Consider the following 23,442-nt stretch of genomic DNA (forward strand, 5'->3'; position numbering starts at 1 on the left):
CTAATTGTCGTAATTATATAAATATAAAGCGGGTTCTTGAAGATAATCAAAAACCCGCTTTTTATAATACAGAACCCGCAGATTCTAACGTTCTTCCATAGGTTTAAATGATCTCAACGTCTCGCCTATGTACACTTGGCGAGGGCGTCCTATTGGCTCTTTGCGTAATCGCATTTCTCTCCATTGTGCAATCCATCCCGGTACACGACCCATTGCAAACATAACCGTGAACATTTCTACAGGAATCCCAAGTGCACGATAGATTATACCTGAGTAAAAATCTACATTAGGATATAGTTTACGCTTTACAAAATAGTCATCTTCAAGCGCTTCTTTTTCTAGACCTTTTGCAATCGCTAACACTTCATCATCAACACCTAACTTCTCAAGAACATCATCTGCTGCTTTCTTGATAATTTTAGCCCGTGGATCAAAATTCTTGTAAACTCTATGACCAAAGCCCATAAGACGGAAAGGATCTTCTTTGTCTTTAGCCTTTTGCATATATTTCTTAGTATCTCCACCATCTGCTTTAATAGCCTCAAGCATTTCAATAACTGCTTGATTTGCCCCACCATGCAATGGTCCCCATAATGCAGAAATACCTGCAGAAATAGAAGCAAATAATCCCGCGTGTGAAGATCCTACTATTCGTACTGTAGAAGTAGAACAGTTTTGCTCGTGATCTGCGTGAAGAATTAATAATTTGTCTATAGCCTCAATAATAGAAGGATCTACTTTATACTCACTATTAGGTTTAGAGAACATCATTTTATGTAGATTCTCAACATAACCTAAACTATCATCCCCGTAATCAAGAGGTTTGCTCATTTTAGTACGCATAGTCCACGCTACTAAAACCGGGAATTTACCTAGTAATTTAACGATAGCTTTATACATATCCTCTTCAGAATCTACATTAACTGCCCCTGGGTTAAAAGCAGTAAGTGCCGAAGTTAAAGAAGCTAAAACGCCCATAGGATGAGCAGACTTAGGAAAACCGTTAAGAATTTTCTTTATATCCTCATCTACATGATTTTCTTCCTTGATATCTTTATGGAATTTATCTAATTGATTTTGGGTAGGTAATTCACCAAAAATCAGTAAATAAACAACTTCAAGAAATGATGCTTTTTCAGCTAATTCTTCAATTGAATATCCTCTATATCTCAAAATACCTTCTTCTCCATTTAGAAATGTTATTGCACTCTCACAACTTCCGGTATTTTTATATCCGGGATCTATAGTTGTATATCCTCCGGTAACTGCTCTTAAGCTAGCTATATCGATTGCATTCTCATTTTCAGTACCTGTAATAACAGGAAATTCATAGGATTTACCCCCAATTGTCAACGTAGCATTATCTGCCATTATATTATAAGTTTTAGCTGATTATCAAAAAATTCAAGTGTTGCTAAAATACAAAATTAAGAGAGATTATTAAAGAAAATAGCTGGCTTGCGTGGTTAAAAAAAACCAAATAATTTAATCCATAAATTTTAATGATTCTATCAAATACTAAATTACTGAATCATCAACGCTATCAAAGTAAAATTTAAAATAGAATAAAAAAAAGCATCCAAAATGGATGCTTTTTATAATCACAGTATTGTGAAATTTATTTTATTTTAAATGCTTGCATTTTAGGAAAATATGCAACAGATCCTAACTCTTCTTCTATACGAAGTAGTTGATTGTACTTAGCCATACGATCACTACGCGAAGCTGAACCTGTTTTGATTTGCCCTGTATTTAATGCAACTGCAAGATCAGAGATTGTAGTATCTTCTGTTTCTCCAGAACGATGCGACATTACACTGGTATATCCTGCATTGTGTGCCATATTTACGGCAGCAATAGTTTCTGTTAACGTACCTATTTGATTTACTTTAATAAGTATAGAATTTGCAATTCCATTTTCAATACCTCTTGATAAGCGCTCAACATTTGTAACAAATAAATCATCACCTACAAGCTGAACTTTGTCACCTATTTTTTCAGTTAAAGATTTCCATCCTTCCCAGTCATTTTCATCCATTCCATCTTCGATAGAAATTATAGGATATTTAGCAGCTAATTCAGCAAGGTAAGTCGCTTGTTCCTCACTAGAGCGAATAACACCTTTATCTCCTTCAAATTTTGTATAATCGTACTTTCCATTAACGTAGAACTCAGCTGCAGCACAATCTAAAGCAATCATAACTTCATCACCAAATTTGTATCCAGCATTTTCAACAGCCTTTTGAATACTTTCAATTGCATCTTCGGTACCTTCTAATGTAGGTGCAAAACCACCTTCATCACCCACAGCAGTACTTAAACCTCTGTCGTGAAGCACTTTCTTTAAGTTATGAAAAATCTCGGTACCCATTTTCATAGCATGCGTAAAGCTTTCTGCTTTAACCGGCATAACCATAAATTCCTGAAATGCAATCGGCGCATCACTATGAGAACCACCATTTATAATATTCATCATAGGTACTGGAAGTGTCTTTGCACTAACACCACCTACATAACGATATAATGGCATATTAAGCTCATTTGCTGCCGCTTTAGCTACTGCCAAAGAAACTCCTAGAATTGCATTTGCTCCTAATTTTGATTTATTAGGTGTCCCATCTAATTCGATCATTGTCTGATCTATTAAATTTTGTTCAAAAACAGAAACTCCAAGTAATTCTTGTGCAATTATTGTATTAACATTATCAATTGCTTTTAAAACACCTTTCCCCATATAATCGTTACCCCCGTCACGCAACTCTACAGCTTCATGTTCACCTGTAGAAGCACCTGAAGGCACAGCAGCTCTTCCTAGCACACCATTTTCAGTTAAAACATCTACCTCTACTGTAGGGTTACCACGAGAATCTAAAATCTGACGTGCGTGGATATTGATAATTATACTCATATTATTTTAAAATTGATTAGTTATTTAAGCATTAGCAATATACTGAAAAAGCCAGTATTTATATGCGCTAATGGTTTCTTTAGAATTAATTTAATGATAATTTAAAACTTCGACTCACCTAATGAAATTAATGACGATCATAGATTAAAAAACCGCATTTTCTAAAAATTTAATGTGTTCAAATAAAATAGTTGAATACTATTTTAAGCAGTTTTCTTTTTCATAGAGCCTATAAACTCATCAAAAAGATAAGTAGCATCATTAGGACCGGGTCCTGCTTCAGGATGATATTGTACAGAAAAGCAAGCCTTATCTTTCATTTTTAGACCCATTACCGTATTATCATTTAGATGCTGATGAGTAACTACGAGATTGGTGTTTGATATAGCCTCATCATAATTTACCGAAAATCCGTGGTTTTGAGATGTTATTTCACCCTTTCCTGAAGTATGATTCATCACTGGATGATTAATTCCTCTATGCCCGTGATGCATTTTAAACGTACTTATACCATTTGCCAATGCAATGATTTGATGACCTAAACATATCCCGAAGAGCGGCTTATCTGCAGCCAGTATGTCTTGAGTTGTTTGAATAACTTGCTTCAAAGGATCTGGATCTCCAGGTCCGTTAGATAGAAAATAACCATCAGGATTCCAAGCATTCATCTCTTCAAAGGTAGAATCGTACGGAAACACTTTTACGTAAATATCTCTAGAGGCCATGTTTCGCAATATATTCTTCTTGATTCCGAGATCAAGAGCTGCTACTTTATAAGACGCATTTTCATCACCAAAGTAATAAGCCTCTTTAGTAGAAACTTTAGAAGCAAGTTCAAGACCATTCATATCAGGCACTTCCGCTAATTGCTTCTTTAATCCTTCTATATTCTCAACATCTGAAGAAATTACTGCATTCATCGCTCCATTATCTCTAATGTAAGCAACTAAAGCTCGAGTATCTACATCTGAAATCGCGAACAAACTATTTTTATCTAAAAATGATTGTAAAGATTCGTCAACTCGTGTGCGCGAATAGTTATAACTAAAATTTCTACAGATTAAACCTGAAATTTTTACTGTACCAGATTCTGTTTCTTCATTATTGCCACCATAGTTCCCTATATGAGCATTGGTCGTCACCATCAATTGACCAAAATAAGAAGGATCTGTGAAAATTTCTTGATATCCAGTCATTCCCGTGTTGAAACATACTTCTCCAAAGGCCGTACCCTCTTTATCCCCCACAGCCTTACCATAAAAAATGGTTCCGTCAGCGAGTAGTATTATTGCTTTACGATTGGTTTGATACTTCATGTTGTTAATTTAAATACGATTTGAATTATGGCAAAAATAATTATAAAAAAAAGGATAAACCTAAACGGCTTATCCTTTTTCAATTTATTCGATACAAAAGAAAAGTCTATTCTTCTTCATCAGAACCTTTAGTCTCTTTTTTAGGAGCAGCTTCTTTCTTTGCAGCAGGAGCATCAACTTCTGACGTTGCAGCTTTCTTACCAGCTCTACGAGTTGATTTTTTCTTAGTCTTACCTAAGTTATAAATCTCGTTGTAGTCTACTAGTTCGATCATTGCCATATCAGCATTATCACCTAAACGATTACCTAATTTAATAATACGAGTATATCCACCTGGACGATCTCCTACTTTTACAGCAACATCTCTAAATAATTCTGCAACTGCATCTTTTTGACGCAATTTACTCATTACGATACGACGATTATGAGTAGTATCTACTTTAGATTTTGTAACAATAGGTTCTACAAATTGCTTAAGCGCTTTAGCTTTAGCAACAGTAGTATTGATACGTTTGTGCTCTATAAGAGAACAAGCCATGTTTGCAAGCATAGATTTTCTATGTGCAGTTTGGCGTCCTAAATGGTTTATTTTTTTTCCGTGTCTCATGACATTTATTTTATGCAAACATCTTGCTCAACCCTTTTTGAGGAGCAAACTATGTTGCGTTACTAGTCTTTATCTAATTTGTACTTTGAAAGATCCATACCAAAGTTCAAACCTTTTACATTTACAAGCTCTTCTAGCTCTGTAAGAGATTTTTTACCAAAGTTACGGAACTTCATAAGGTCATTCTTATTGTAAGAAACTAAGTCTCCAAGAGTTTCTACTTCAGCAGCCTTCAAACAGTTCAAAGCGCGTACAGATAAATCCATATCCACTAATTTTGTTTTAAGCAATTGACGCATATGCAGTGATTCTTCATCATATGTTTCAGTCTGCGCGATCTCATCTGCCTCAAGGGTGATACGCTCGTCAGAGAATAACATAAAATGGTGAATCAATGTTTTTGCAGCTTCAGTTAATGCATCTTTAGGATGTATAGAACCATCAGTAATGATTTCAAAAACTAATTTTTCATAATCAGTTTTTTGCTCTACACGATAATTTTCAATGCTATATTTAACATTCTTTATAGGAGTGTAAATAGAATCAGTAAATATCGTACCTATAGGTGCATTCTGCTTTTTATTTTCTTCAGCAGGAACATAACCACGACCTTTTTCAACCGTGATTTCCATATTGATATTAACTTTCTTTTCCATATTGGCAATAACCAAATCTGGATTAAGAATTTGAAAACCAGAAATAAATTTCTGGAAATCTCCTGCAGTTAATTGTTCTTTATCAGATACAGAAATTGTTACAGTCTCATTATCTATCTCATCAATCTGTCTTTTAAAACGTACTTGTTTTAAATTAAGAATGATTTCGGTAAAATCTTCTACAACTCCAGCTATAGTTGAAAACTCATGATCTACACCCTCTACGCGCACAGAAGTAATTGCAAAACCCTCTAAAGAAGAAAGTAATACTCTACGTAACGCGTTACCAACAGTCAAACCGTAACCTGGCTCTAAAGGTCTGAATTCGAACTTACCTTCAAAGTCGGTAGAGTCTATCATTATGACTTTATCGGGCTTCTGGAAATTTAGTAATGCCATATTATGTTTTCTAAGAGTTGTTATTATTATTTAGAGTACAATTCAACGATAAACTGTTCGTTGATATTTTCTGGAATCTGAATACGCTCAGGAACTGCTACGAAAGTACCTTGCTTTGTATCATTATTCCAAGTGATCCACTCATAAACGTGGCTTGCATTTGAAAGTGAATCCTGAATTGCTGTCAAAGATTTAGACTTTTCACGTACTGCAATATTGTCTCCTGGTTTTACTTGGTAAGAAGGAATGTTTACTAATTCACCATTTACTGTAATATGTCTGTGAGATACAAACTGACGTGCAGATCTTCTTGAAGGTGCAATACCCATTCTGTAAACAACGTTATCTAAACGAGACTCACATAATTGAAGTAATACAACCCCTGTGATACCTGTTGAACGTGTTGCTTTCTCAAACATATTACGAAATTGATTTTCTAAAATTCCGTAAGTGTATTTTGCTTTTTGCTTTTCTTGAAGCTGTATAGCATATTCAGACTTTTTACCACGGCGTCTGTTGTTTCCGTGTTGACCTGGAGGATAATTTCTTTTTTCAAAAGATTTGTCATCTCCAAAAATTGCTTCGCCAAATTTACGAGCGATCTTAGTTTTAGGACCGGTATATCTTGCCATTCTAATTGATAATTTGTGGGGTGATTAAGGAATTAAGGTCTAGTCCTTCGCAAAATCGTTGATCCCCGGTTGATATAAAAATAAATAATTAATTAAACTCTTCTACGCTTAGGAGGGCGACATCCATTATGTGGTAATGGAGTAACGTCTACGATTTCTGTAACCTCGATACCACTGTTGTGGATAGAACGAATTGCAGATTCACGACCATTACCTGGTCCTTTTACATAAACTTTTACTTTGCGTAAACCAGCTTCGTGAGCTACTTTACTTGCATCCTCTGCAGCTAATTGTGCAGCATAAGGAGTGTTTTTCTTAGAACCTCTAAAGCCCATTTTACCAGCTGAAGACCAAGAAACTACATCACCTTTTTTATTCGTCAAAGAAATTAGGATATTATTGAAAGATGCTGAAATATGAGCTTCACCTATCGATTCAACAATTACCTTGCGCTTTTTTGTACCTTTAGTAGCTTTTGCGCCTTTCCCTCCACCTTTAGTGTTTTGCTTTGCCATTGTTACTTATTATTTAGTTGCCTTTTTCTTATTAGCAACCGTTTTACGCTTACCTTTTCTGGTTCTTGAGTTATTCTTAGTACGTTGACCACGTAATGGTAATCCAGAACGATGTCTAATACCTCTGTAACAACCAATGTCCATAAGACGCTTAATACTCATTGAAACTTCACTTCTAAGTTCACCTTCAATTTTATAAGAACCTACAGCATCACGAATGCGACCAATTTGATCATCATCCCACTCGTTTACTTTTAAATTCTCATCAACACCAGCTTCTGCTAATATTTTCTGAGCTCTACTATTTCCGATTCCAAAGATGTACGTCAAAGCGATTACACCTCTCTTTTGTTTTGGGATATCTACCCCTGCAATTCTAGCCATAATCCTTAACCTTGTCTTTGTTTGAACTTAGGGTTCTTTTTATTAATAACGTATAATCTTCCTTTGCGACGTACAATCTTGCAGTCTGCACTTCTTTTCTTTACTGATGCTCTTACTTTCATCTTGTCTAGTATCTATAAGTTATACGAGCCTTTGATAAATCGTATGGGCTCATTTCTAGTTTTACTTTATCTCCAGGTAATAGTTTAATATAATGCATACGCATCTTACCTGAGATATGCGCAGTCACAATGTGACCATTTTCTAATTCAACTCTAAACATTGCGTTTGACAATGCTTCAATAATTGAACCATCTTGTTCTATTGCTTGTTGTTTTGCCATTATGCTACTGCTTTTCTGTTTTTACCTGATTTCATAAGACCGTCATAGTGTCTATTAAGTAAATAAGAATTCACTTGTTGCATTGTATCAATTGCTACACCTACTAAAATAAGTAGAGAAGTACCACCATAAAAAAGTGCCCATCCTTGTTGCATACCCAACACACTTACAGCAACTGCTGGAAAAACAGCAATCAATGCTAAAAATATAGATCCTGGTAACGTAATTTGAGACATAATTCTATCTAAATATTCTGATGTCTCAGTACCTGGTCTAATACCTGCTATAAAACCACCACTTCTCTTCAAATCGTCTGCCATCTTGTTAGTAGGCACCGTTATCGCAGTATAGAAATAAGTGAAAATTATAATTAATAAAGCAAATACAAGGTTATACCAGAATCCAAAGATATTAGTAAATTCGGCTGCTATTGATTGGGCCGTCGTAGATTCAGACAAGCCAATTACAGCACCTGGTATAAACATAATTGCTTGAGCAAATATGATAGGCATAACTCCAGAAGCGTTAAGCTTTAAAGGAATATATTGTCTACTTCCAAATACATTACGCTCGTAGCTACCGCTAGCAGTACGACGCGCATATTGTACTGGTATTTGACGCACAGCCATAACAAGTAATACAGAAAGTAGAATTATGACAAACCAAATTACTAATTCAATTAAAATCATAATTAATCCACCATTCGATTCAGATACCCTAGAAATCCATTCTTGAATAAATGATTGTGGTAATCTTGCTATAATACCCACCATAATTAATAGTGAAATACCATTCCCTATACCTTTATCTGTTATTTTCTCACCTAACCACATTGCAAATACACAACCAGTAGTAAGAATAATTACAGAAGAAACAATGAATGTCACATTGCTACCCATTACAAAAGCTTCAGGAGGTAGGATATTAAATAGGTTTGTTATATAACCCGGACCCTGTATAAGCGTAATAGCAATAGTTAACCAACGTGTAATTTGGTTAATTTTGCGACGACCACTTTCCCCTTCTTTCTGTAATTTTTGTAAATAAGGTACTGCTATACCCATAAGCTGCACTACAATAGATGCAGAGATATAAGGCATAATACCCAATGCAAATACAGAGGCATTCGAAAATGCCCCACCTGTAAATGCGTTTAATAACCCAAGTAAACCTCCGTCTGTCTGAGCAGACAAGTTGGCTAATTGAGATGCATCAATACCCGGAAGTACTATCTGAGCTCCAAAACGGTATACTAAAAGCAAACCTAATGTTAAAAGAATGCGATTCTTTAGCTCTTCAATTTTCCAAATATTCTTAATCGTTTCTATAGCCTTCATACTAATAATGTTATAAAGTTACTGCTTCTCCGCCTGCTGCTTCTATAGCTTTTTGTGCTGAGGCTGTAAATTTATGAACACTAATTTTCAGTTTAGCTTTTAGCTCACCACGACCTAAAATCTTAACTAAGTCATTTTTACCTACTAATCTGTTTTGAACCAAAACATCAATAGTAACTTCATCCTGGATTCTTCCAGCATCCACGTATTCTTGTAAAGTATCAAGATTTACTCCTGAAAATTCCTTACGGTTTACATTTGTAAAACCAAATTTAGGAACACGTCTTTGAAGAGGCATTTGACCTCCTTCAAAACCTACTTTCTTAGAATAACCTGATCGTGACTTCGCACCTTTGTGCCCACGGCCTGCGGTTCCACCATTTCCTGTAGCTTCACCACGACCTCGCCTGCTGTCGTTCTTTTTTACCGAGCCTGCTGCCGGTTTTAGATTGTTTAAACCCATTTTATTGTTTTGTTTAAGCTTCTTCAACAGAAACTAAATGACTCACTTTATTTATCATTCCCAAGATGTTTGAAGTATTTTCATGCTCCACAACCTGGTTCATCTTTGTAAGACCTAAAGCCTCAAGAGTTCTCTTCTGGTTTTGAGTACGATTAATCGCACTCTTAACCTTAGTTACTTTAATTTTTGCCATTGTCTTAAAATTATCCTTTAAAAACTTTATCAAGAGAAATTCCTCTTTGCTTAGCAACAGTCTCTGCACTTCTCAATTGTAAAAGTGCATCAAAGGTAGCCTTTACCACGTTATGTGGGTTAGAAGATCCTTGATTTTTTGAAAGTACATCGTGAATACCTACAGCCTCTAATACAGAACGGATTGCACCACCTGCTATTACACCCGTACCAGGAGCAGCTGGCATAAGCAATACTCGCGCACCACCATATTTACCTTTTTGCTCGTGAGGTATCGTACTTTTACTAAGCGGTATACGTACTAAGTTTTTCTTAGCATCCTCTACAGCTTTTGCAATAGCACTTGCAACATCCTTAGATTTACCAAGACCTTGACCTACAACACCACTCTCGTCACCTACAACAACAATTGCAGAAAAACCAAAAGCTCTACCACCCTTTGTTACTTTAGTAACACGTTGAACACCTACTAAACGGTCTTTAAGATCTAATCCGCTTGGTTTTACTAACTCTACGTTTTTATATTTTTGATACATAACTTCTTAGAATTTTAATCCGCCTTCTCGGGCTCCTTCTGCTAATTGTTTTACTCTCCCGTGATACAAGTAACCACCACGATCGAATGCAACCGCGTCAATTCCTGCTTCTTTAGCCTTCTCAGCTATCGCTTTTCCTACTCGCTTAGCAATATCAGCTTTATTTTCTTCAGATGAAGAAAAATCTTTATCGCGTGATGATGCAGCGGTTATCGTTTTACCCGTAGTATCGTCAATGATCTGCGCGTAAATTTCTTTATTACTTCTATATACAGAAAGTCTTGGACGTTCTGCAGTACCCACAAGAGCCTTACGGATTCTGAGACGTATTTTATTTCTTCTAGTGTATTTTGAAAATGCCATAACGCTATTTTATTATGCAGACTTACCTGCTTTTCTTCTTAATTGCTCACCTACAAACTTGATACCTTTTCCTTTGTAAGGCTCAGGCTTGCGGAAACCTCTAATTTTTGCTGCCACTTGACCTACTAACTGCTTGTCAAATGAAGTAAGTTTCACGATAGGGTTTTTACCTTTATCACTTACTGTTTCAACAGTAACTTCTGGCGCAACTTCCAAAACAATATTGTGTGAGTAACCTAATGCCAAATCTAATTTTTGACCTTGATTACTAGCTCTATAACCTACACCTACAAGCTCTAATGATTTAGTATAACCATTTGCTACACCTTCAATCATATTAGCTATTAAAGCACGGTAAAGACCGTGTTTTGCTTTATCTTCTTTTTTATCAGAAGAACGCTCTAAGGTAATTACACCTTCTTCAATTTTAATATCTATGTTAGAATACTCTTGTTTAAGCTCTCCTAACTTTCCTTTTACAGTTATCATACCATCTGCTACATCAACAGTAACACCGGCTGGTATTGTAATTGGGTTTTTTCCTATTCTTGACATTGCTCTGTTCTTTTAACTGATTAATATACGTAGCAAAGTACTTCTCCTCCTACATTCTCTTGTTGAGCCTGCTTTCCTGTCATTACTCCTTTTGAAGTAGAAACAATAGAGATCCCTAAACCATTAAGAATACGAGGCACATCTTTAGAAGATGAATATTTACGTAAACCAGGCTTACTTATTCTTTGGATGTCCTTGATAACAGAGTCTTTTGTCTCTTTATCATATTTCAAAGCAATCTTAATTGAACCTTGAGCAGTTTTGTCTTCAAATTTGTAACTTAAAATATAACCTTGATCAAATAAGATCTTGGTTATTTCTTTTTTTAAGTTAGAAGCAGGGATCTCCACAACTCGGTGGTTTGCTGCTGCTGCGTTTCTAATCCTAGTTAGAAAATCTGCAATAGTATCTGTATACATTTATATTAAATTGCGGTCTTGGTTTTCTATTTTAACTATTTAAAATAAAACCTAAAACCAGTTTATTCTTAATTTACCAGCTTGCTTTTTTAACACCTGGTATAAGACCTTGGTTAGCCATTTCACGGAAAGTTACACGTGACAAACCAAAAGTTCTCATATATCCCTTAGGACGTCCTGTTATTTTACAACGGTTATGTTGACGTACAGGGGATGCATTTTTAGGCAGCTTTTGTAATGCCTCATAATCTCCAGCTTCTTTTAAAGCCTTTCTTTTATCAGCATATTTGGCTGCAAGTTTCTCGCGTTTTCTCTCACGAGCTTTCATTGATTCCTTTGCCATAATTACTTCTTTTTAAAGGGCATTCCCAATTGAGTTAATAATGCTTTCGCTTCTTTATCTGTTTCAGCAGAAGTTTCAAAGGTAACATTCATACCTTCAATTTTACGAACTTTATCGATATCAATTTCAGGAAATATTATTTGCTCAGTAATACCTAGGCTATAGTTACCACGACCATCAAATCCTGTTGCATTAATACCATTAAAATCTCTTACACGAGGTAATGCTGATGTAATTAAACGATCAAGGAATTCATACATACGCTCACCACGTAATGTAACTTTTGCACCAATTGGCATTCCTTTACGTAATTTAAAAGCAGCGACATCTTTTTTAGACATAGTTGCAATAGCTCTTTGACCAGCAATTGTAGTTAATTCTTCTACAGAATAATCAATCAATTTTTTGTCTGCTACAGCCGCACCTACCCCTCTTGAGATAACGATCTTTTTTAATTTAGGAACCTGCATAACATTTGCATACCCAAATTCTTCCTTCAGAGCTGCGATTATGCGCTCATTATATTCGGTCTTTAGTCTTGAAATGTAAGCCATAACTAAATTACTTCATTTGATTTTTTAGAAAAACGCACTTTCTTATCCCCTTCCATACGGTATCCTACACGTGTAGCATCACCGTTACCATCTACTAGAGATAGGTTAGAAATATGAAGAGCTGCCTCTTTCTTCGCAATACCACCTTGAGGATTAGAAGCACTAGGCTTCTCATGTTTAGAAACTAAATTAACCCCTTCAACGATTGCTTTGTTCTTATCTTTAATAACACGCTGCACTTTACCTTCTTGACCTTTATGATCACCAGCAGTTACACGCACGGTATCTCCAACTTTTATTTTAAGCTTTGTCATCTTACTTCTGTATTAAAGCACCTCTGGTGCTAATGATACAATCTTCATGAATTGCTTATCACGAAGCTCTCTCGCTACAGGACCAAATACACGAGTACCGCGCATTTCTCCCTGAGCATTTAATAACACACAAGCATTATCATCAAAACGAATGTAAGATCCATCTTGACGACGTACTTCTTTACGTGTACGTACAACAACTGCAGTAGAAACAGCACCTTTCTTTACTTGGCCATTTGGAGTTGCATCTTTAACCGAAACAACTATTTTATCACCTACAGAAGCATATCTTCTTTTTGTACCACCTAACACTCTAATAGTCAAAACTTCTTTTGCACCAGTGTTATCAGCTACTCTTAATCTTGATTCTTGTTGTAACATAATTACTTAGCTCTTTCAATGATTTCTACAAGTCTCCAACTTTTAGATTTACTTAAAGGTCTTGTTTCCATGATCTTTACTGTATCTCCAATGTTGCAGTCGTTTTGCTCGTCGTGTGCTACGTACTTTTTCGTTTTTAAAACGAATTTACCATACATAGGGTGTTTTACCTTTTTTACTTCAGCAACCACAATTGATTTCTGCATTTTATTGCTGGTAACGACACCTATACGTTCTTTTCTTAAATTTCTTTTTTCCATCTTAAGCAGCATTATTGTAATTCGCGTTTTGTAAGCTCTGTAGCAATACGAGCTACTGATCTTCTTAGACCTCTAAGCTGAATGGGATTTTCCAAAGGAGAAATAGCATGTGCCATTTTTAAATCGGTATAAGCTCTTTTCGCTTTTACTAACTCTTCCTGTAATTCTGCTACAGATAGTTCTTTTACTTCTGATTGTTTCATTTTTCTAGAATTTAGTCAGCTTGATAATCCCTAGCTACTACATATTTTGTTTTAACCGGAAGCTTCTGTGCTGCTAATCGCAATGCTTCACGAGCCACCGGCTCAGAAACACCACCTATTTCAAACAACATTCTACCTGGCTTAACTACAGCTGCCCAATACTCAACGGCACCTTTACCCTTACCCATACGTACTTCCAAAGGCTTCTTTGTAATTGGCTTATCTGGAAATATTCTGATCCATAAAGATCCTTCACGTTTCATAAAACGCGTTGCAGCAATACGTGCAGCTTCTATTTGTCTTGACGTAAGAAAGTTAGAGTCCAATGATTTGATACCAAATGTACCATTAGAAAGTAAATGCCCTCTTCCAGCATTACCTTTCATTCTTCCCTTCTGTTGCTTACGAAACTTTGTCTTTTTAGGCTGTAACATCTCTTTTTACTTTAAAAAATTACTTTCTACGACGTGGCTTTGGTGATCCAGCTCCACGACCGGCCTTTCCTCCTTGCTTCTTAGCAAGACCTACTAAAGGAGATAATTCTCTCTTTCCGTAAACCTCACCTTTCATGATCCATACTTTGATGCCCAATCTACCATAAGTAGTATGTGCTTCAACTAAAGCATAGTCAATATCAGCTCTGAATGTAGATAATGGAATACGACCTTCTTTATAAGATTCTGAACGAGCCATTTCTGCACCATTTAAACGGCCAGAAATTTGTATTTTAATACCTTCTGCATTCATACGCATTGCAGCCGCAATAGCCATCTTCGTTGCACGACGGTAAGAAATACGATTCTCAATTTGACGGGCTACTGAGGAAGCAACCAAAAAAGCGTCAAGTTCAGGACGTTTAATCTCAAAAATATTGATCTGAACTTCCTTATCAGTAATTTGTTTAAGTTCTTCTTTCAACTTGTCTACCTCTTGACCACCTTTCCCAATAATTATACCAGGTCTTGCAGTAGTGATAGTAACGGTTACAAGCTTAAGCGTACGCTCAATAATTACTCTAGACACACTAGCTTTAGATAAACGAGCATGAATGTACTTTCTAATCTTATCGTCTTCGGCAAGTTTATCGCCGTAGTCGTTACCACCATACCAGTTAGATTCCCATCCTCTGATAATACCTAGGCGATTTCCGATTGGATTTGTCTTCTGTCCCATTATTATTTGCTTTGTGTGTTATCTTTAGCAGCTAAAACCACAGTAACGTGGTTGCTACGTTTTCTAATTCTGTGTGCGCGACCTTGTGGTGCTGGACGAAGTCTTTTTAGCATACTACCGCCATCCACTCGAATCTCTTTAACAATTAAATCTGCATCCTCAAGACTTGCATCTTCGTTTTTCTCTTGCCAGTTTGCAATGGCAGAAAGAACTAACTTTTCTACACGACGAGAAGCTTCTTTGTTACTGAATTTCAATATTTGAAGCGCTTTCTCTACTTTCTGACCTCTCACTAAATCCACAACTAAGCGCATTTTTCGAGGTGAAGTAGGGCAGTTGTTCAGTTTTGCAAAGGCTACGTTCTTCTTAGCCTCTTTTATCTGCTCTGCTCTTTCTTTTTTACGAACTCCCATAGCTTCAATTATTTTTTACCTTTATTTTTTGACCCCGTGTGACCTCTAAAAGATCTCGTAGGTGAAAATTCTCCTAACTTGTGACCAACCATATTCTCTGTTACATAAACAGGAACAAATTGACGACCGTTGTGAACTGCAATAGTTTGACCAACAAAATCCGGAGTAATCATCGAGGCTCTTGACCAAGTTTTGATTACTGTTTTCTTATTAGCTTCTACATTAGCAGCTACTTTCTGCTCTAATTTATAGTGAACGTAAGGTCCTTTTTTTAATGAACGTGCCATATCTTATTATTTCTTTCTACGTTCTACAATATATTTATTACTCGCTTTAGTCTTAGTACGCGTTCTGTAACCTTTAGCAGGTATACCATTTCTAGAACGAGGGTGACCACCAGAAGATTTACCTTCACCACCACCCATTGGGTGATCAACAGGGTTCATCACTACTGGTCTTGTACGTGGACGTCTACCTAACCAACGCTTTCTACCAGCTTTACCAGAAACGATAAGCTGATGATCACTGTTAGATACAGCACCTATTGTAGCCATACAATTAACAAGAATTAATCTAGTTTCACCAGATGGCAACTTAACTGTAGCAAACTTTCCATCACGAGCCATAAGCTGAGCAAATGCACCAGCACTACGAGCCATAATAGCTCCTTGTCCCGGACGAAGTTCAATACAAGAAATAATTGTACCCAATGGAATATCAGATAATGGTAATGCATTTCCTATTTCAGGAGCAGAACCAGATCCAGATACAACATTTTGATCTACCTGAAGACCATTAGGAGCAACGATATAACGCTTCTCCCCATCTTGATAGTTCAATAAAGCTATAAAAGCCGTACGATTAGGATCATACTCAATTGTAGCTACGGTTGCAGGAACACCTACTTTATTTCTTTTAAAATCAATTACGCGATAGCGTCTTTTATGACCACCACCAGTATAGCGCATGGTCATTTTACCTTGACTGTTTCTCCCCCCAGATCTTTTCATCGGAGCCAATAGGCTTTTTTCCGGCTTATCAGTAGTGATGGCGTCAAACCCATTTACTACTCTAAATCGCTGTCCTGGGGTGATTGGTTTTAATTTTCTTACTGACATTTTTCTGTCTTAAATGTTATTATAAAAATCAATCACATCACCTTCCGCCACCTGTACAATAGCTTTTTTAAAGCCTTTTGTTTTACCAGTGATCATACCAGACTTTGTAAATTTGGTATTACGATCAGGGCGAACGTTCATTGTTCTAACTTTAATTACCGAAACTCCATAAGCTGCCTCAACGGCATTTTTCACTTGGATCTTATTAGCACCGGGATTTACTTCAAATGTATAACGGCTATTTAGCTCGCTATCCATTGTAGCTTTTTCGGTAATCACGGGTTTTATTAAAATACTCATGTTGTTTACTTACTTAAAGTTTGCTCAATTTCTTCTAGAGAACCTTCTAAAAACACTACATTATGAGCATTCATAATTTTGTAAGTGCTTAATTCTGAACTCGTTATAACCTCAGAGGTCTTCAAATTGCGTGACGACAAATATACATTATTATTTGACTCACCCAACACAAACAAAGACTTTTTATTATCTAGGCCTAAAGCCTTTACAACATCAATAAAATCTTTTGTTTTTGGAGTTTCAAATTTAAAATCCTCAACGATTATGATAGCTTTATCATTTGCTTTAAGAGTTAAAGCTGAACGACGCGCTAAACGTTTAAGACCTTTGTTTAATTTGAATGAATAATTACGAGGTCTAGGTCCGAACATACGTCCACCACCTTTAAATACACCAGACTTGATACTACCAGCACGTGCTGTACCTGTACCTTTCTGTTTTTTAATCTTACGTGTACTACCTGCAATTTCTGCACGCTCCTTAGCTTTATGCGTACCTTGTCTTTTATTAGCAAGGTGTTGCTTTACATCTAAGTAAATAGCGTGATCATTAGGCTCTATACCAAAAATAGCATCAGAAAGGTTTGCCTCTCTCCCTATTTCTTTTCCTTTAATATCAACTACTGCTACTTTCATTACCTTTCAATAATTACATAAGCGTTTTTGTGACCAGGTACACAACCTTTAACCACAAGTAGATTCTTTTCAGCAACTACTTTTAAAACTCTTAAATTTTGAACTTTAACTCGCTCATTTCCCATTTGACCAGCCATGCGCATACCTTTAAATACACGAGCAGGATAAGAAGCAGCACCAATAGAACCAGGAGCTCTTAATCGGTTATGCTGACCGTGAGTAGATTGACCTACACCACCAAAACCATGACGTTTTACAACCCCTTGGAATCCCTTACCTTTAGATGTACCTACTACATCTATAAACTGACCTTCTTTAAAGACATCTACAGTTACTGTATCGCCTAAATTGTACTCACCATCAAAACCTTGAAATTCAACGATTTTACGCTTAGCAACTGTACCAGCCTTTTTAGCGTGCCCTTGAGCAGCTTTGGTTGCAGTCTTTGCGTCATCGAAACCTAATTGAAGAGCACTATACCCATCAACTTCTTCAGTTCTGACTTGGGTAACAACGCAGGGACCTGCTTCTATAACAGTACAAGGAATATTTTTCCCGTTCTCGTCAAAGATGCTGGTCATACCCACTTTTTTTCCAATTAACCCAGACATATTAATTATTATTGATTATTACTATTTTACTTATTTTTTTTTGGCCTTAGCCTAAATAAAAACAGGGTCAAAATACTTTCAACCCTGAATGTATTTTTACCGTTTTTCCCTCGCACGCAGCTTAGGACATTTAAATAAATCGGGCTTTAAATTAAAAAGCCCGAAATAATTAGACTTTTATCTCTACTTCAACTCCACTAGGTAATTCTAACTTCATTAACGCATCTATCGTTTTTGAAGAAGAACTGTAGATATCAAGTAAACGTTTGTAAGAGCTAAGCTCAAACTGCTCACGAGATTTTTTATTAACGTGAGGTGAACGTAATACTGTAAAGATTTTTTTATGAGTAGGAAGTGGGATTGGCCCAGTCACTACAGCACCGGTACTTTTTACCGTTTTTACGATTTTTTCAGCAGACTTATCTACTAAGTTATGATCGTAAGATTTAAGTTTTATTCTGATTTTCTGACTCATTTCTTAGTAATTAAGCGTTAGCAATTCCTTTTGCCGCTGCAATAACTTCCTGCGATACGTTCGCTGGAGTTTCTGCATAATGTGAAAATTCCATAGTAGAAGTTGCACGACCTGAAGATAAAGTACGTAAAGTAGTTACATAACCAAACATCTCTGATAATGGCACTGTTGCTTTTACAACTTTTGCACCAGCACGGTCACCCATACTTGTCATTTGACCACGACGTCTGTTAAGATCACCTACGATATCACCCATATTCTCTTCTGGAGTAATAACTTCAACCTTCATGATTGGCTCAAGAACTACAGCTCCAGCAGCTTTAGCAGAAGATTTAAATCCTAATTTAGCTGCAAGTTCAAAAGATAATGCATCTGAATCCACTGGGTGGAAAGAACCATCCTTAAGCGTAACCTTCATCGCATCAACTTCAAATCCTGCTAAAGGACCATTTACCATAGCTGCTTTAAATCCTTTTTCTACAGAAGGAATATATTCTTTAGGAACGTTACCACCTTTAACAGCGTTAACAAACTCTAAACCAACTTTACCTTCTTCTGCCGGCTCCAATGTAAATACAATGTCAGCAAATTTACCACGACCACCAGATTGTTTTTTGTAAACCTCTCTATGATCAGCAGATCTTGTTATAGCCTCCTTATATTCAACTTGTGGTTGACCTTGATTAACCTCTACTTTAAATTCACGTCTAAGACGATCAACAATAATATCTAAGTGAAGCTCACCCATACCAGATATAATTGTTTGACCAGAAGCCTCATCAGTACGTACTTGGAAAGTTGGATCTTCTTCAGCAAGCTTAGATAAAGCCATACCTAACTTATCAACGTCTGCTTTAGTTTTAGGTTCCACAGCAATACCAATTACTGGATCTGGGAAGTCCATACTTTCTAAAACAATAGGATGCTTTTCTGATGTTAATGTATCACCAGTCTTAATATCCTTAAAACCAACAGCCGCACCTATATCTCCCGCTTCGATAAAATCAATTGCATTTTGCTTATTAGCATGCATTTGATAAATACGAGAAATACGCTCTTTATTTCCAGAACGATTATTCAACACATAAGAACCAGCGTCTAAGCGACCAGAATATGCACGGAAAAAAGCTAAACGACCAACGAATGGATCTGTTGCAATTTTAAATGCTAATGCTGCAAAAGGCTCAGTAACATCTGGCTTACGCCATTCTTCTTTTTCTGTATCTGGGTTTGTACCCTTAATACCTTCTTTATCAACTGGAGAAGGTAAATAACGACATACAGCATCTAATAAGAACTGAACACCTTTATTTTTAAAAGCAGAACCACAAATCATTGGAATGATAGACATATCCATTACAGCAGCACGAAGCGCAGCATGCACTTCATCTTCAGTAATAGAATCCTCATCCTCCATATATTTCTCAAGCAAGTTCTCATCATAAGCAGCAACCTCTTCGATTAGCATACCACGATACATTCTTACTTCTTCTTTCATTTCTTCAGGAATAGGCACAACATCAAATGTCGCTCCTTGAGTTTCATCATGCCATACTACAGCACGATTCTTAACAAGGTCTATAATCCCTCTAAAGTCAGCTTCATCACCAATAGGTAAAACGATAGGCACAGCATTTGAACCTAACATTTCTTTTACCTGCTTACAAACTTCAAGAAAATTAGAACCTTGACGGTCCATTTTATTCACAAAGCCCATACGAGGCACTTTATAATTATCAGCAAGTCTCCAGTTAGTCTCAGATTGAGGCTCAACACCATCAACTGCACTAAACAAGAATACTAGACCATCAAGAACACGCAATGAACGGTTAACTTCTACCGTAAAATCAACGTGACCAGGAGTGTCAATAATATTAAAGTGATAATCTTTTGAATCTGGTAACGGCTGAGCGTTTTCCATTGGGAACTTCCAAGAACAAGTCGTTGCAGCAGATGTAATAGTAATACCACGCTCCTGCTCCTGCTCCATCCAGTCCATAGTCGCAGCACCATCATGTACCTCGCCTATTTTATGGCTAACACCAGTATAATAAAGTATACGCTCAGTTGTTGTAGTTTTACCCGCATCAATATGAGCCGCAATACCTATGTTTCTTGTATATTTTAAATCTCTTTGTGCCATTTTATTTTAGAATCTAAAGTGAGAGAATGCTTTATTTGCTTCCGCCATCTTATGAGTATCTGTACGCTTTTTAACAGCAGCACCTTCTTCTTTAGCAGCAGCTAATACTTCTGCAGCTAATTTAGAAGCCATCGATTTTTCGTTACGCTTACGCGAATAACTAATCAACCACTTCATCGCAGTAGATATCTTGCGATCTGGTCTAATTTGCATTGGTATTTGAAATGTAGCTCCACCTACTCTACGACTACGTACTTCTACGTGAGGCATAACGTTAGATAATGCATCTTTCCAAACTTCCAAAGCAGTTTTCTCTTCGTTGTTTTTCTTTTCCTCTACGATATCCATTGCATCGTAAAAGATTTTAAAAGCTACCGACTTCTTACCATCCCACATCATCATGTTTACAAAACGCGTAACAAGTTGATCGTTAAATCTTGGATCTGGTAAAAGAGGTCTCTTTTTGGCCTGTCTTTTTCTCATTTCTTCTCTTTAAAAGTGTTGATAATTACTTCTTCGGGCGTTTTGCACCATATTTAGAACGACGTTGTAGTCTACCCTGAACACCTGCTGTGTCCAATGCACCACGTACAATGTGATATCTAACTCCTGGCAAATCTTTCACCCTTCCACCTCTAACCAATACTATCGAGTGCTCTTGTAAGTTGTGACCCTCACCACCAATGTATGCATTCACCTCTTTACCGTTAGTTAATCTAACACGCGCTACTTTACGCATTGCTGAGTTAGGTTTTTTAGGTGTAGTGGTATACACACGGGTACAAACCCCGCGGCGTTGTGGGCACGAATCTAAAGCAGCCGATTTACTCTTCTTGGTTATTTTGGCTCTTCCTTTTCGTACTAATTGTGAAATTGTTGGCATAATTTCCTTTACCTAATTATAGTTAATCTAATTGCCCCTCTTCTAAGGGCTTGCAAAGGTATAAAATAAATTGAGTAATTCAAGCTATAATTCATTAATTTTCAAAGGTATTTAGCCAATACACCAAAATCACCTTTAAACAAACTATAGATTTTAATCTTAATCTAGATTCTTACTAATTGAATACTCAAAAAATATTCTTCAACTTTCTATTAATCATTTATTTGATTATCCCATCTCATAGCTTTAGTCAAAAGATAGTAGTCACTGTTGAAACATTGAATACACAGCAAGACAGCATTGCATCCATATATTTTCCACAGCGAATATTTGAATCGTTAGCTCAACTTGATATCGCCATTAGCAACACCACCACCAAAATGGAGGAATCTGGGTATTTCAGTCACACCATTAAATTAGATAAAGATTATTCAACCTTCAGCAAAAGAAATTTAAATTTTAATAGTGGCCCACAATCAAAACAAATTACCATACATATTAATGACAGTATAACAAAAGAGTTTCTAAATCAAAAAAGAATTCCCCTTAATAATGACCGGCTAATAATAAATACGGAAGATGCAACAAAATTGCTTACAGATTTGAGCGAGCACGAAGCAAGACATGCTAGACCTACAACCGTATTTCAGTTACGAAATCTAAAAATAGCAAACGACGAACTCTCAGCTATTTTAACAGTAATACGCAACAGCAAGCCGAAAGCAACAAAAGTAAACATCGTTGGCTATCCAAAATTTCCTGTTTCTTACACTACTCACTACTTAAAAATTAATCAACGAGCAGACAAAAAATACCTAAATAACATATCTAAAAATTTTCACCAATTACCTTTTGTGACAAAAACTAAAGATTCTGATATATTAATAACCGAAGAATCGAAGACGCTCTATTTATATGGTCAAAAAGCGAAATCCAATTCATTTGAAGGATACTTAGGTTTTGGCAACATTAATTACAGTAGTAAATTCGGAATTAATGGAAATTTAGATTTAGAATTATTAAATAATTTTAATTATGGGGAATCTCTAAACCTTCTTTACAGAGGAGATGGAAACGACCAGCAGAACCTAAACCTCTCCACACACTTCCCTTTTGTATTTAAATCCCCAATCACTCTTGAAACCTCGCTAAACTTATTTAGAAAAGATTCTACCTTTTCAACTTCAAGCCAGACTATCGCTTTGCAATATGGACTTAACAGTAAAACACAAATTAATATAACCGCCGGATTAGAAGAATCAACGCTTTTAAAGTTAACTGCAAACGATCTACTTTCCAACTACAACAAAAAGGAGATTGGATTTGGGATTAACTCTAAAACCATCAGCGATTCAGAAAGCATTTTTAAATCCTCATTCAAATTAAGCGCATTACAACGTAATCCTAGTGAATTACAAACAAAAGTTAACCAAATCAAATTTACATTAGACGCATCAATAGTCACCTCCAATCTTAAAATCCATCAATTCTATTTCAATGGTATAATAAGAGCATTAGAATCTAAAAATTATTTTGAAAATGAATTGTTCCGATTTGGAGGCAATAAAAGCATTAGAGGTTTTAAGGAAAATCAGCTATTGGCTTCAAGTTACTTTTTAATCCGTACAGAATATAGATTTAAGCCTGCACAAAATCTTTTCGTAAACACGATAACTGATGTAGCATACACCTTTTCTCCAGATCTAGAAAATCCGCTGTTTCTATATAGTTTCGGACTAGGTAGTGGCATACAGACTAAGTCAGGCTTATTATTAATTAATATAGCCAACGGTATTTCTAAAAATACACCCATACAATTTTCTAACACTATAATTCACATAGGTATTTCAACGGAATTTTGAAAAAATACCCTCTCTTCCAAAATAGACCACATCAGCTACAAAAATCTTAAAACTCTTAATTTTTCAAGTAATAGCTTACAAAAGCTAATTAACAATATTAATAATTAAGTCTAATTCTTAATATTAAATTTAATACATCATGATTTTTA

General features: G+C 36.1%; 36 protein-coding genes. 1 reads left to right on the forward strand and 35 read right to left on the reverse strand.

Annotated features, from left to right (window positions below):
* Positions 1 to 84: 84 nt before the first annotated feature.
* The 35 genes from ABVM53_RS02910 to rpsL all read right to left on the reverse strand — a co-directional run bounded on the left by ABVM53_RS02910 (position 85) and on the right by rpsL (position 21,431).
* Complete coding sequence (locus ABVM53_RS02910; RefSeq protein ID WP_405329292.1) at positions 85 to 1,371, reverse strand: citrate synthase; 1,287 nt, start codon at positions 1,369 to 1,371, stop codon at positions 85 to 87.
* A gap of 247 nt (positions 1,372 to 1,618) precedes the next feature.
* Positions 1,619 to 2,908, reverse strand: a complete 1,290-nt coding sequence (gene eno / locus ABVM53_RS02915; protein WP_405329295.1) for a phosphopyruvate hydratase — start codon at positions 2,906 to 2,908, stop codon at positions 1,619 to 1,621.
* 203 nt (positions 2,909 to 3,111) lie between these two features.
* On the reverse strand, positions 3,112 to 4,224 hold the full coding sequence (carA, locus tag ABVM53_RS02920; RefSeq protein WP_405329297.1) for a glutamine-hydrolyzing carbamoyl-phosphate synthase small subunit: 1,113 nt from the start codon (positions 4,222 to 4,224) through the stop codon (positions 3,112 to 3,114).
* 106 nt (positions 4,225 to 4,330) lie between these two features.
* Complete coding sequence (rplQ, locus tag ABVM53_RS02925) at positions 4,331 to 4,831, reverse strand: 50S ribosomal protein L17 (protein ID WP_405329301.1); 501 nt, start codon at positions 4,829 to 4,831, stop codon at positions 4,331 to 4,333.
* Positions 4,832 to 4,893: 62 nt separating this feature from the next.
* A complete protein-coding gene (locus ABVM53_RS02930; protein ID WP_128757649.1) occupies positions 4,894 to 5,886 on the reverse strand; it encodes a DNA-directed RNA polymerase subunit alpha in 993 nt (330 codons plus the stop codon).
* A gap of 26 nt (positions 5,887 to 5,912) precedes the next feature.
* Positions 5,913 to 6,518 (reverse strand): 30S ribosomal protein S4, encoded by a 606-nt coding sequence (gene rpsD / locus ABVM53_RS02935; RefSeq protein WP_128757650.1) that lies wholly within the window; start codon positions 6,516 to 6,518, stop codon positions 5,913 to 5,915.
* Between the two features lie 92 nt (positions 6,519 to 6,610).
* Positions 6,611 to 7,033, reverse strand: a complete 423-nt coding sequence (gene rpsK / locus ABVM53_RS02940) for a 30S ribosomal protein S11 (protein WP_035899755.1) — start codon at positions 7,031 to 7,033, stop codon at positions 6,611 to 6,613.
* Positions 7,034 to 7,042: 9 nt separating this feature from the next.
* Positions 7,043 to 7,417, reverse strand: a complete 375-nt coding sequence (gene rpsM / locus ABVM53_RS02945) for a 30S ribosomal protein S13 (RefSeq protein WP_128757651.1) — start codon at positions 7,415 to 7,417, stop codon at positions 7,043 to 7,045.
* Positions 7,418 to 7,422: 5 nt separating this feature from the next.
* Positions 7,423 to 7,539 carry a type B 50S ribosomal protein L36 gene (gene ykgO, locus ABVM53_RS02950; RefSeq protein ID WP_009779203.1) on the reverse strand — a complete coding sequence of 39 codons (117 nt, stop codon included), beginning with the start codon at positions 7,537 to 7,539 and terminating at the stop codon, positions 7,423 to 7,425.
* Between the two features lie 5 nt (positions 7,540 to 7,544).
* Positions 7,545 to 7,760 carry a translation initiation factor IF-1 gene (gene infA, locus ABVM53_RS02955; protein ID WP_028376332.1) on the reverse strand — a complete coding sequence of 72 codons (216 nt, stop codon included), beginning with the start codon at positions 7,758 to 7,760 and terminating at the stop codon, positions 7,545 to 7,547.
* Entirely contained in the window at positions 7,760 to 9,097 is a 1,338-nt protein-coding gene (gene secY, locus ABVM53_RS02960) for a preprotein translocase subunit SecY (protein ID WP_371456939.1), read from the reverse strand. The genes infA and secY overlap by 1 nt, the downstream gene beginning before the upstream one ends.
* 10 nt (positions 9,098 to 9,107) lie before the next feature.
* On the reverse strand, positions 9,108 to 9,560 hold the full coding sequence (rplO, locus tag ABVM53_RS02965; protein WP_028376334.1) for a 50S ribosomal protein L15: 453 nt from the start codon (positions 9,558 to 9,560) through the stop codon (positions 9,108 to 9,110).
* A gap of 13 nt (positions 9,561 to 9,573) precedes the next feature.
* Positions 9,574 to 9,753 (reverse strand): 50S ribosomal protein L30, encoded by a 180-nt coding sequence (gene rpmD, locus ABVM53_RS02970; protein WP_128757653.1) that lies wholly within the window; start codon positions 9,751 to 9,753, stop codon positions 9,574 to 9,576.
* Positions 9,754 to 9,763: 10 nt separating this feature from the next.
* Positions 9,764 to 10,288 (reverse strand): 30S ribosomal protein S5, encoded by a 525-nt coding sequence (rpsE, locus tag ABVM53_RS02975; protein ID WP_028376336.1) that lies wholly within the window; start codon positions 10,286 to 10,288, stop codon positions 9,764 to 9,766.
* A 6-nt stretch (positions 10,289 to 10,294) separates the two neighbouring features.
* The gene (gene rplR, locus ABVM53_RS02980) at positions 10,295 to 10,651 is read right to left on the reverse strand and encodes a 50S ribosomal protein L18 (protein ID WP_128757654.1); all 357 of its coding nucleotides are present in this window, start codon (positions 10,649 to 10,651) and stop codon (positions 10,295 to 10,297) included.
* A 12-nt stretch (positions 10,652 to 10,663) separates the two neighbouring features.
* Positions 10,664 to 11,206 (reverse strand): 50S ribosomal protein L6, encoded by a 543-nt coding sequence (rplF, locus tag ABVM53_RS02985; RefSeq protein WP_128757655.1) that lies wholly within the window; start codon positions 11,204 to 11,206, stop codon positions 10,664 to 10,666.
* Between the two features lie 20 nt (positions 11,207 to 11,226).
* Positions 11,227 to 11,625: a 30S ribosomal protein S8 gene (gene rpsH / locus ABVM53_RS02990; RefSeq protein WP_371456938.1), complete on the reverse strand. Its 399-nt coding sequence runs from the start codon at positions 11,623 to 11,625 to the stop codon at positions 11,227 to 11,229.
* A 73-nt stretch (positions 11,626 to 11,698) separates the two neighbouring features.
* Positions 11,699 to 11,968 (reverse strand): 30S ribosomal protein S14, encoded by a 270-nt coding sequence (gene rpsN, locus ABVM53_RS02995; protein ID WP_128757657.1) that lies wholly within the window; start codon positions 11,966 to 11,968, stop codon positions 11,699 to 11,701.
* Positions 11,969 to 11,970: 2 nt separating this feature from the next.
* The gene (gene rplE / locus ABVM53_RS03000) at positions 11,971 to 12,522 is read right to left on the reverse strand and encodes a 50S ribosomal protein L5 (RefSeq protein WP_128757658.1); all 552 of its coding nucleotides are present in this window, start codon (positions 12,520 to 12,522) and stop codon (positions 11,971 to 11,973) included.
* A 2-nt stretch (positions 12,523 to 12,524) separates the two neighbouring features.
* A complete protein-coding gene (gene rplX, locus ABVM53_RS03005) occupies positions 12,525 to 12,836 on the reverse strand; it encodes a 50S ribosomal protein L24 (protein ID WP_128757659.1) in 312 nt (103 codons plus the stop codon).
* Positions 12,837 to 12,848: 12 nt separating this feature from the next.
* On the reverse strand, positions 12,849 to 13,217 hold the full coding sequence (gene rplN, locus ABVM53_RS03010; protein WP_128757660.1) for a 50S ribosomal protein L14: 369 nt from the start codon (positions 13,215 to 13,217) through the stop codon (positions 12,849 to 12,851).
* A gap of 2 nt (positions 13,218 to 13,219) precedes the next feature.
* Complete coding sequence (gene rpsQ / locus ABVM53_RS03015; RefSeq protein WP_128757814.1) at positions 13,220 to 13,477, reverse strand: 30S ribosomal protein S17; 258 nt, start codon at positions 13,475 to 13,477, stop codon at positions 13,220 to 13,222.
* 11 nt (positions 13,478 to 13,488) lie between these two features.
* The gene (gene rpmC / locus ABVM53_RS03020; protein WP_028376345.1) at positions 13,489 to 13,680 is read right to left on the reverse strand and encodes a 50S ribosomal protein L29; all 192 of its coding nucleotides are present in this window, start codon (positions 13,678 to 13,680) and stop codon (positions 13,489 to 13,491) included.
* Positions 13,681 to 13,691: 11 nt separating this feature from the next.
* Complete coding sequence (rplP, locus tag ABVM53_RS03025) at positions 13,692 to 14,114, reverse strand: 50S ribosomal protein L16 (RefSeq protein WP_028376346.1); 423 nt, start codon at positions 14,112 to 14,114, stop codon at positions 13,692 to 13,694.
* Between the two features lie 19 nt (positions 14,115 to 14,133).
* Positions 14,134 to 14,853 carry a 30S ribosomal protein S3 gene (gene rpsC, locus ABVM53_RS03030; protein WP_128757662.1) on the reverse strand — a complete coding sequence of 240 codons (720 nt, stop codon included), beginning with the start codon at positions 14,851 to 14,853 and terminating at the stop codon, positions 14,134 to 14,136.
* A gap of 2 nt (positions 14,854 to 14,855) precedes the next feature.
* Positions 14,856 to 15,266: a 50S ribosomal protein L22 gene (rplV, locus tag ABVM53_RS03035; RefSeq protein ID WP_128757663.1), complete on the reverse strand. Its 411-nt coding sequence runs from the start codon at positions 15,264 to 15,266 to the stop codon at positions 14,856 to 14,858.
* Positions 15,267 to 15,274: 8 nt separating this feature from the next.
* On the reverse strand, positions 15,275 to 15,553 hold the full coding sequence (rpsS, locus tag ABVM53_RS03040) for a 30S ribosomal protein S19 (RefSeq protein WP_128757664.1): 279 nt from the start codon (positions 15,551 to 15,553) through the stop codon (positions 15,275 to 15,277).
* Positions 15,554 to 15,559: 6 nt separating this feature from the next.
* Entirely contained in the window at positions 15,560 to 16,384 is an 825-nt protein-coding gene (gene rplB / locus ABVM53_RS03045; protein WP_128757665.1) for a 50S ribosomal protein L2, read from the reverse strand.
* A gap of 9 nt (positions 16,385 to 16,393) precedes the next feature.
* Complete coding sequence (gene rplW / locus ABVM53_RS03050; protein ID WP_028376351.1) at positions 16,394 to 16,684, reverse strand: 50S ribosomal protein L23; 291 nt, start codon at positions 16,682 to 16,684, stop codon at positions 16,394 to 16,396.
* A gap of 5 nt (positions 16,685 to 16,689) precedes the next feature.
* Positions 16,690 to 17,319 carry a 50S ribosomal protein L4 gene (gene rplD / locus ABVM53_RS03055; RefSeq protein WP_371456936.1) on the reverse strand — a complete coding sequence of 210 codons (630 nt, stop codon included), beginning with the start codon at positions 17,317 to 17,319 and terminating at the stop codon, positions 16,690 to 16,692.
* Complete coding sequence (gene rplC / locus ABVM53_RS03060) at positions 17,319 to 17,930, reverse strand: 50S ribosomal protein L3 (RefSeq protein WP_128757667.1); 612 nt, start codon at positions 17,928 to 17,930, stop codon at positions 17,319 to 17,321. Before rplC ends, rplD begins: the two co-directional genes overlap by 1 nt.
* Positions 17,931 to 18,099: 169 nt before the next feature.
* Positions 18,100 to 18,405, reverse strand: a complete 306-nt coding sequence (rpsJ, locus tag ABVM53_RS03065; protein ID WP_009779180.1) for a 30S ribosomal protein S10 — start codon at positions 18,403 to 18,405, stop codon at positions 18,100 to 18,102.
* A 10-nt stretch (positions 18,406 to 18,415) separates the two neighbouring features.
* The gene (gene fusA / locus ABVM53_RS03070) at positions 18,416 to 20,548 is read right to left on the reverse strand and encodes an elongation factor G (RefSeq protein WP_128757668.1); all 2,133 of its coding nucleotides are present in this window, start codon (positions 20,546 to 20,548) and stop codon (positions 18,416 to 18,418) included.
* Positions 20,549 to 20,554: 6 nt separating this feature from the next.
* Positions 20,555 to 21,031 carry a 30S ribosomal protein S7 gene (gene rpsG / locus ABVM53_RS03075; RefSeq protein WP_028376355.1) on the reverse strand — a complete coding sequence of 159 codons (477 nt, stop codon included), beginning with the start codon at positions 21,029 to 21,031 and terminating at the stop codon, positions 20,555 to 20,557.
* Positions 21,032 to 21,056: 25 nt separating this feature from the next.
* A complete protein-coding gene (rpsL, locus tag ABVM53_RS03080; protein ID WP_009779177.1) occupies positions 21,057 to 21,431 on the reverse strand; it encodes a 30S ribosomal protein S12 in 375 nt (124 codons plus the stop codon).
* A gap of 278 nt (positions 21,432 to 21,709) precedes the next feature.
* Here rpsL and ABVM53_RS03085 point away from each other — a divergent pair, with 278 nt between their 5' ends.
* Positions 21,710 to 23,293, forward strand: coding sequence for a hypothetical protein (locus tag ABVM53_RS03085; protein ID WP_405329328.1), 1,584 nt, complete (start codon positions 21,710 to 21,712; stop codon positions 23,291 to 23,293).
* The last annotated feature ends 149 nt before the right edge of the window (positions 23,294 to 23,442 follow it).

The sequence above is a fragment of the Leeuwenhoekiella sp. LLG6367-2.1 genome, assembly GCF_045055775.1.
In the GTDB taxonomy this organism is placed as follows: Bacteria; Bacteroidota; Bacteroidia; order Flavobacteriales; family Flavobacteriaceae; genus Leeuwenhoekiella; species Leeuwenhoekiella aequorea.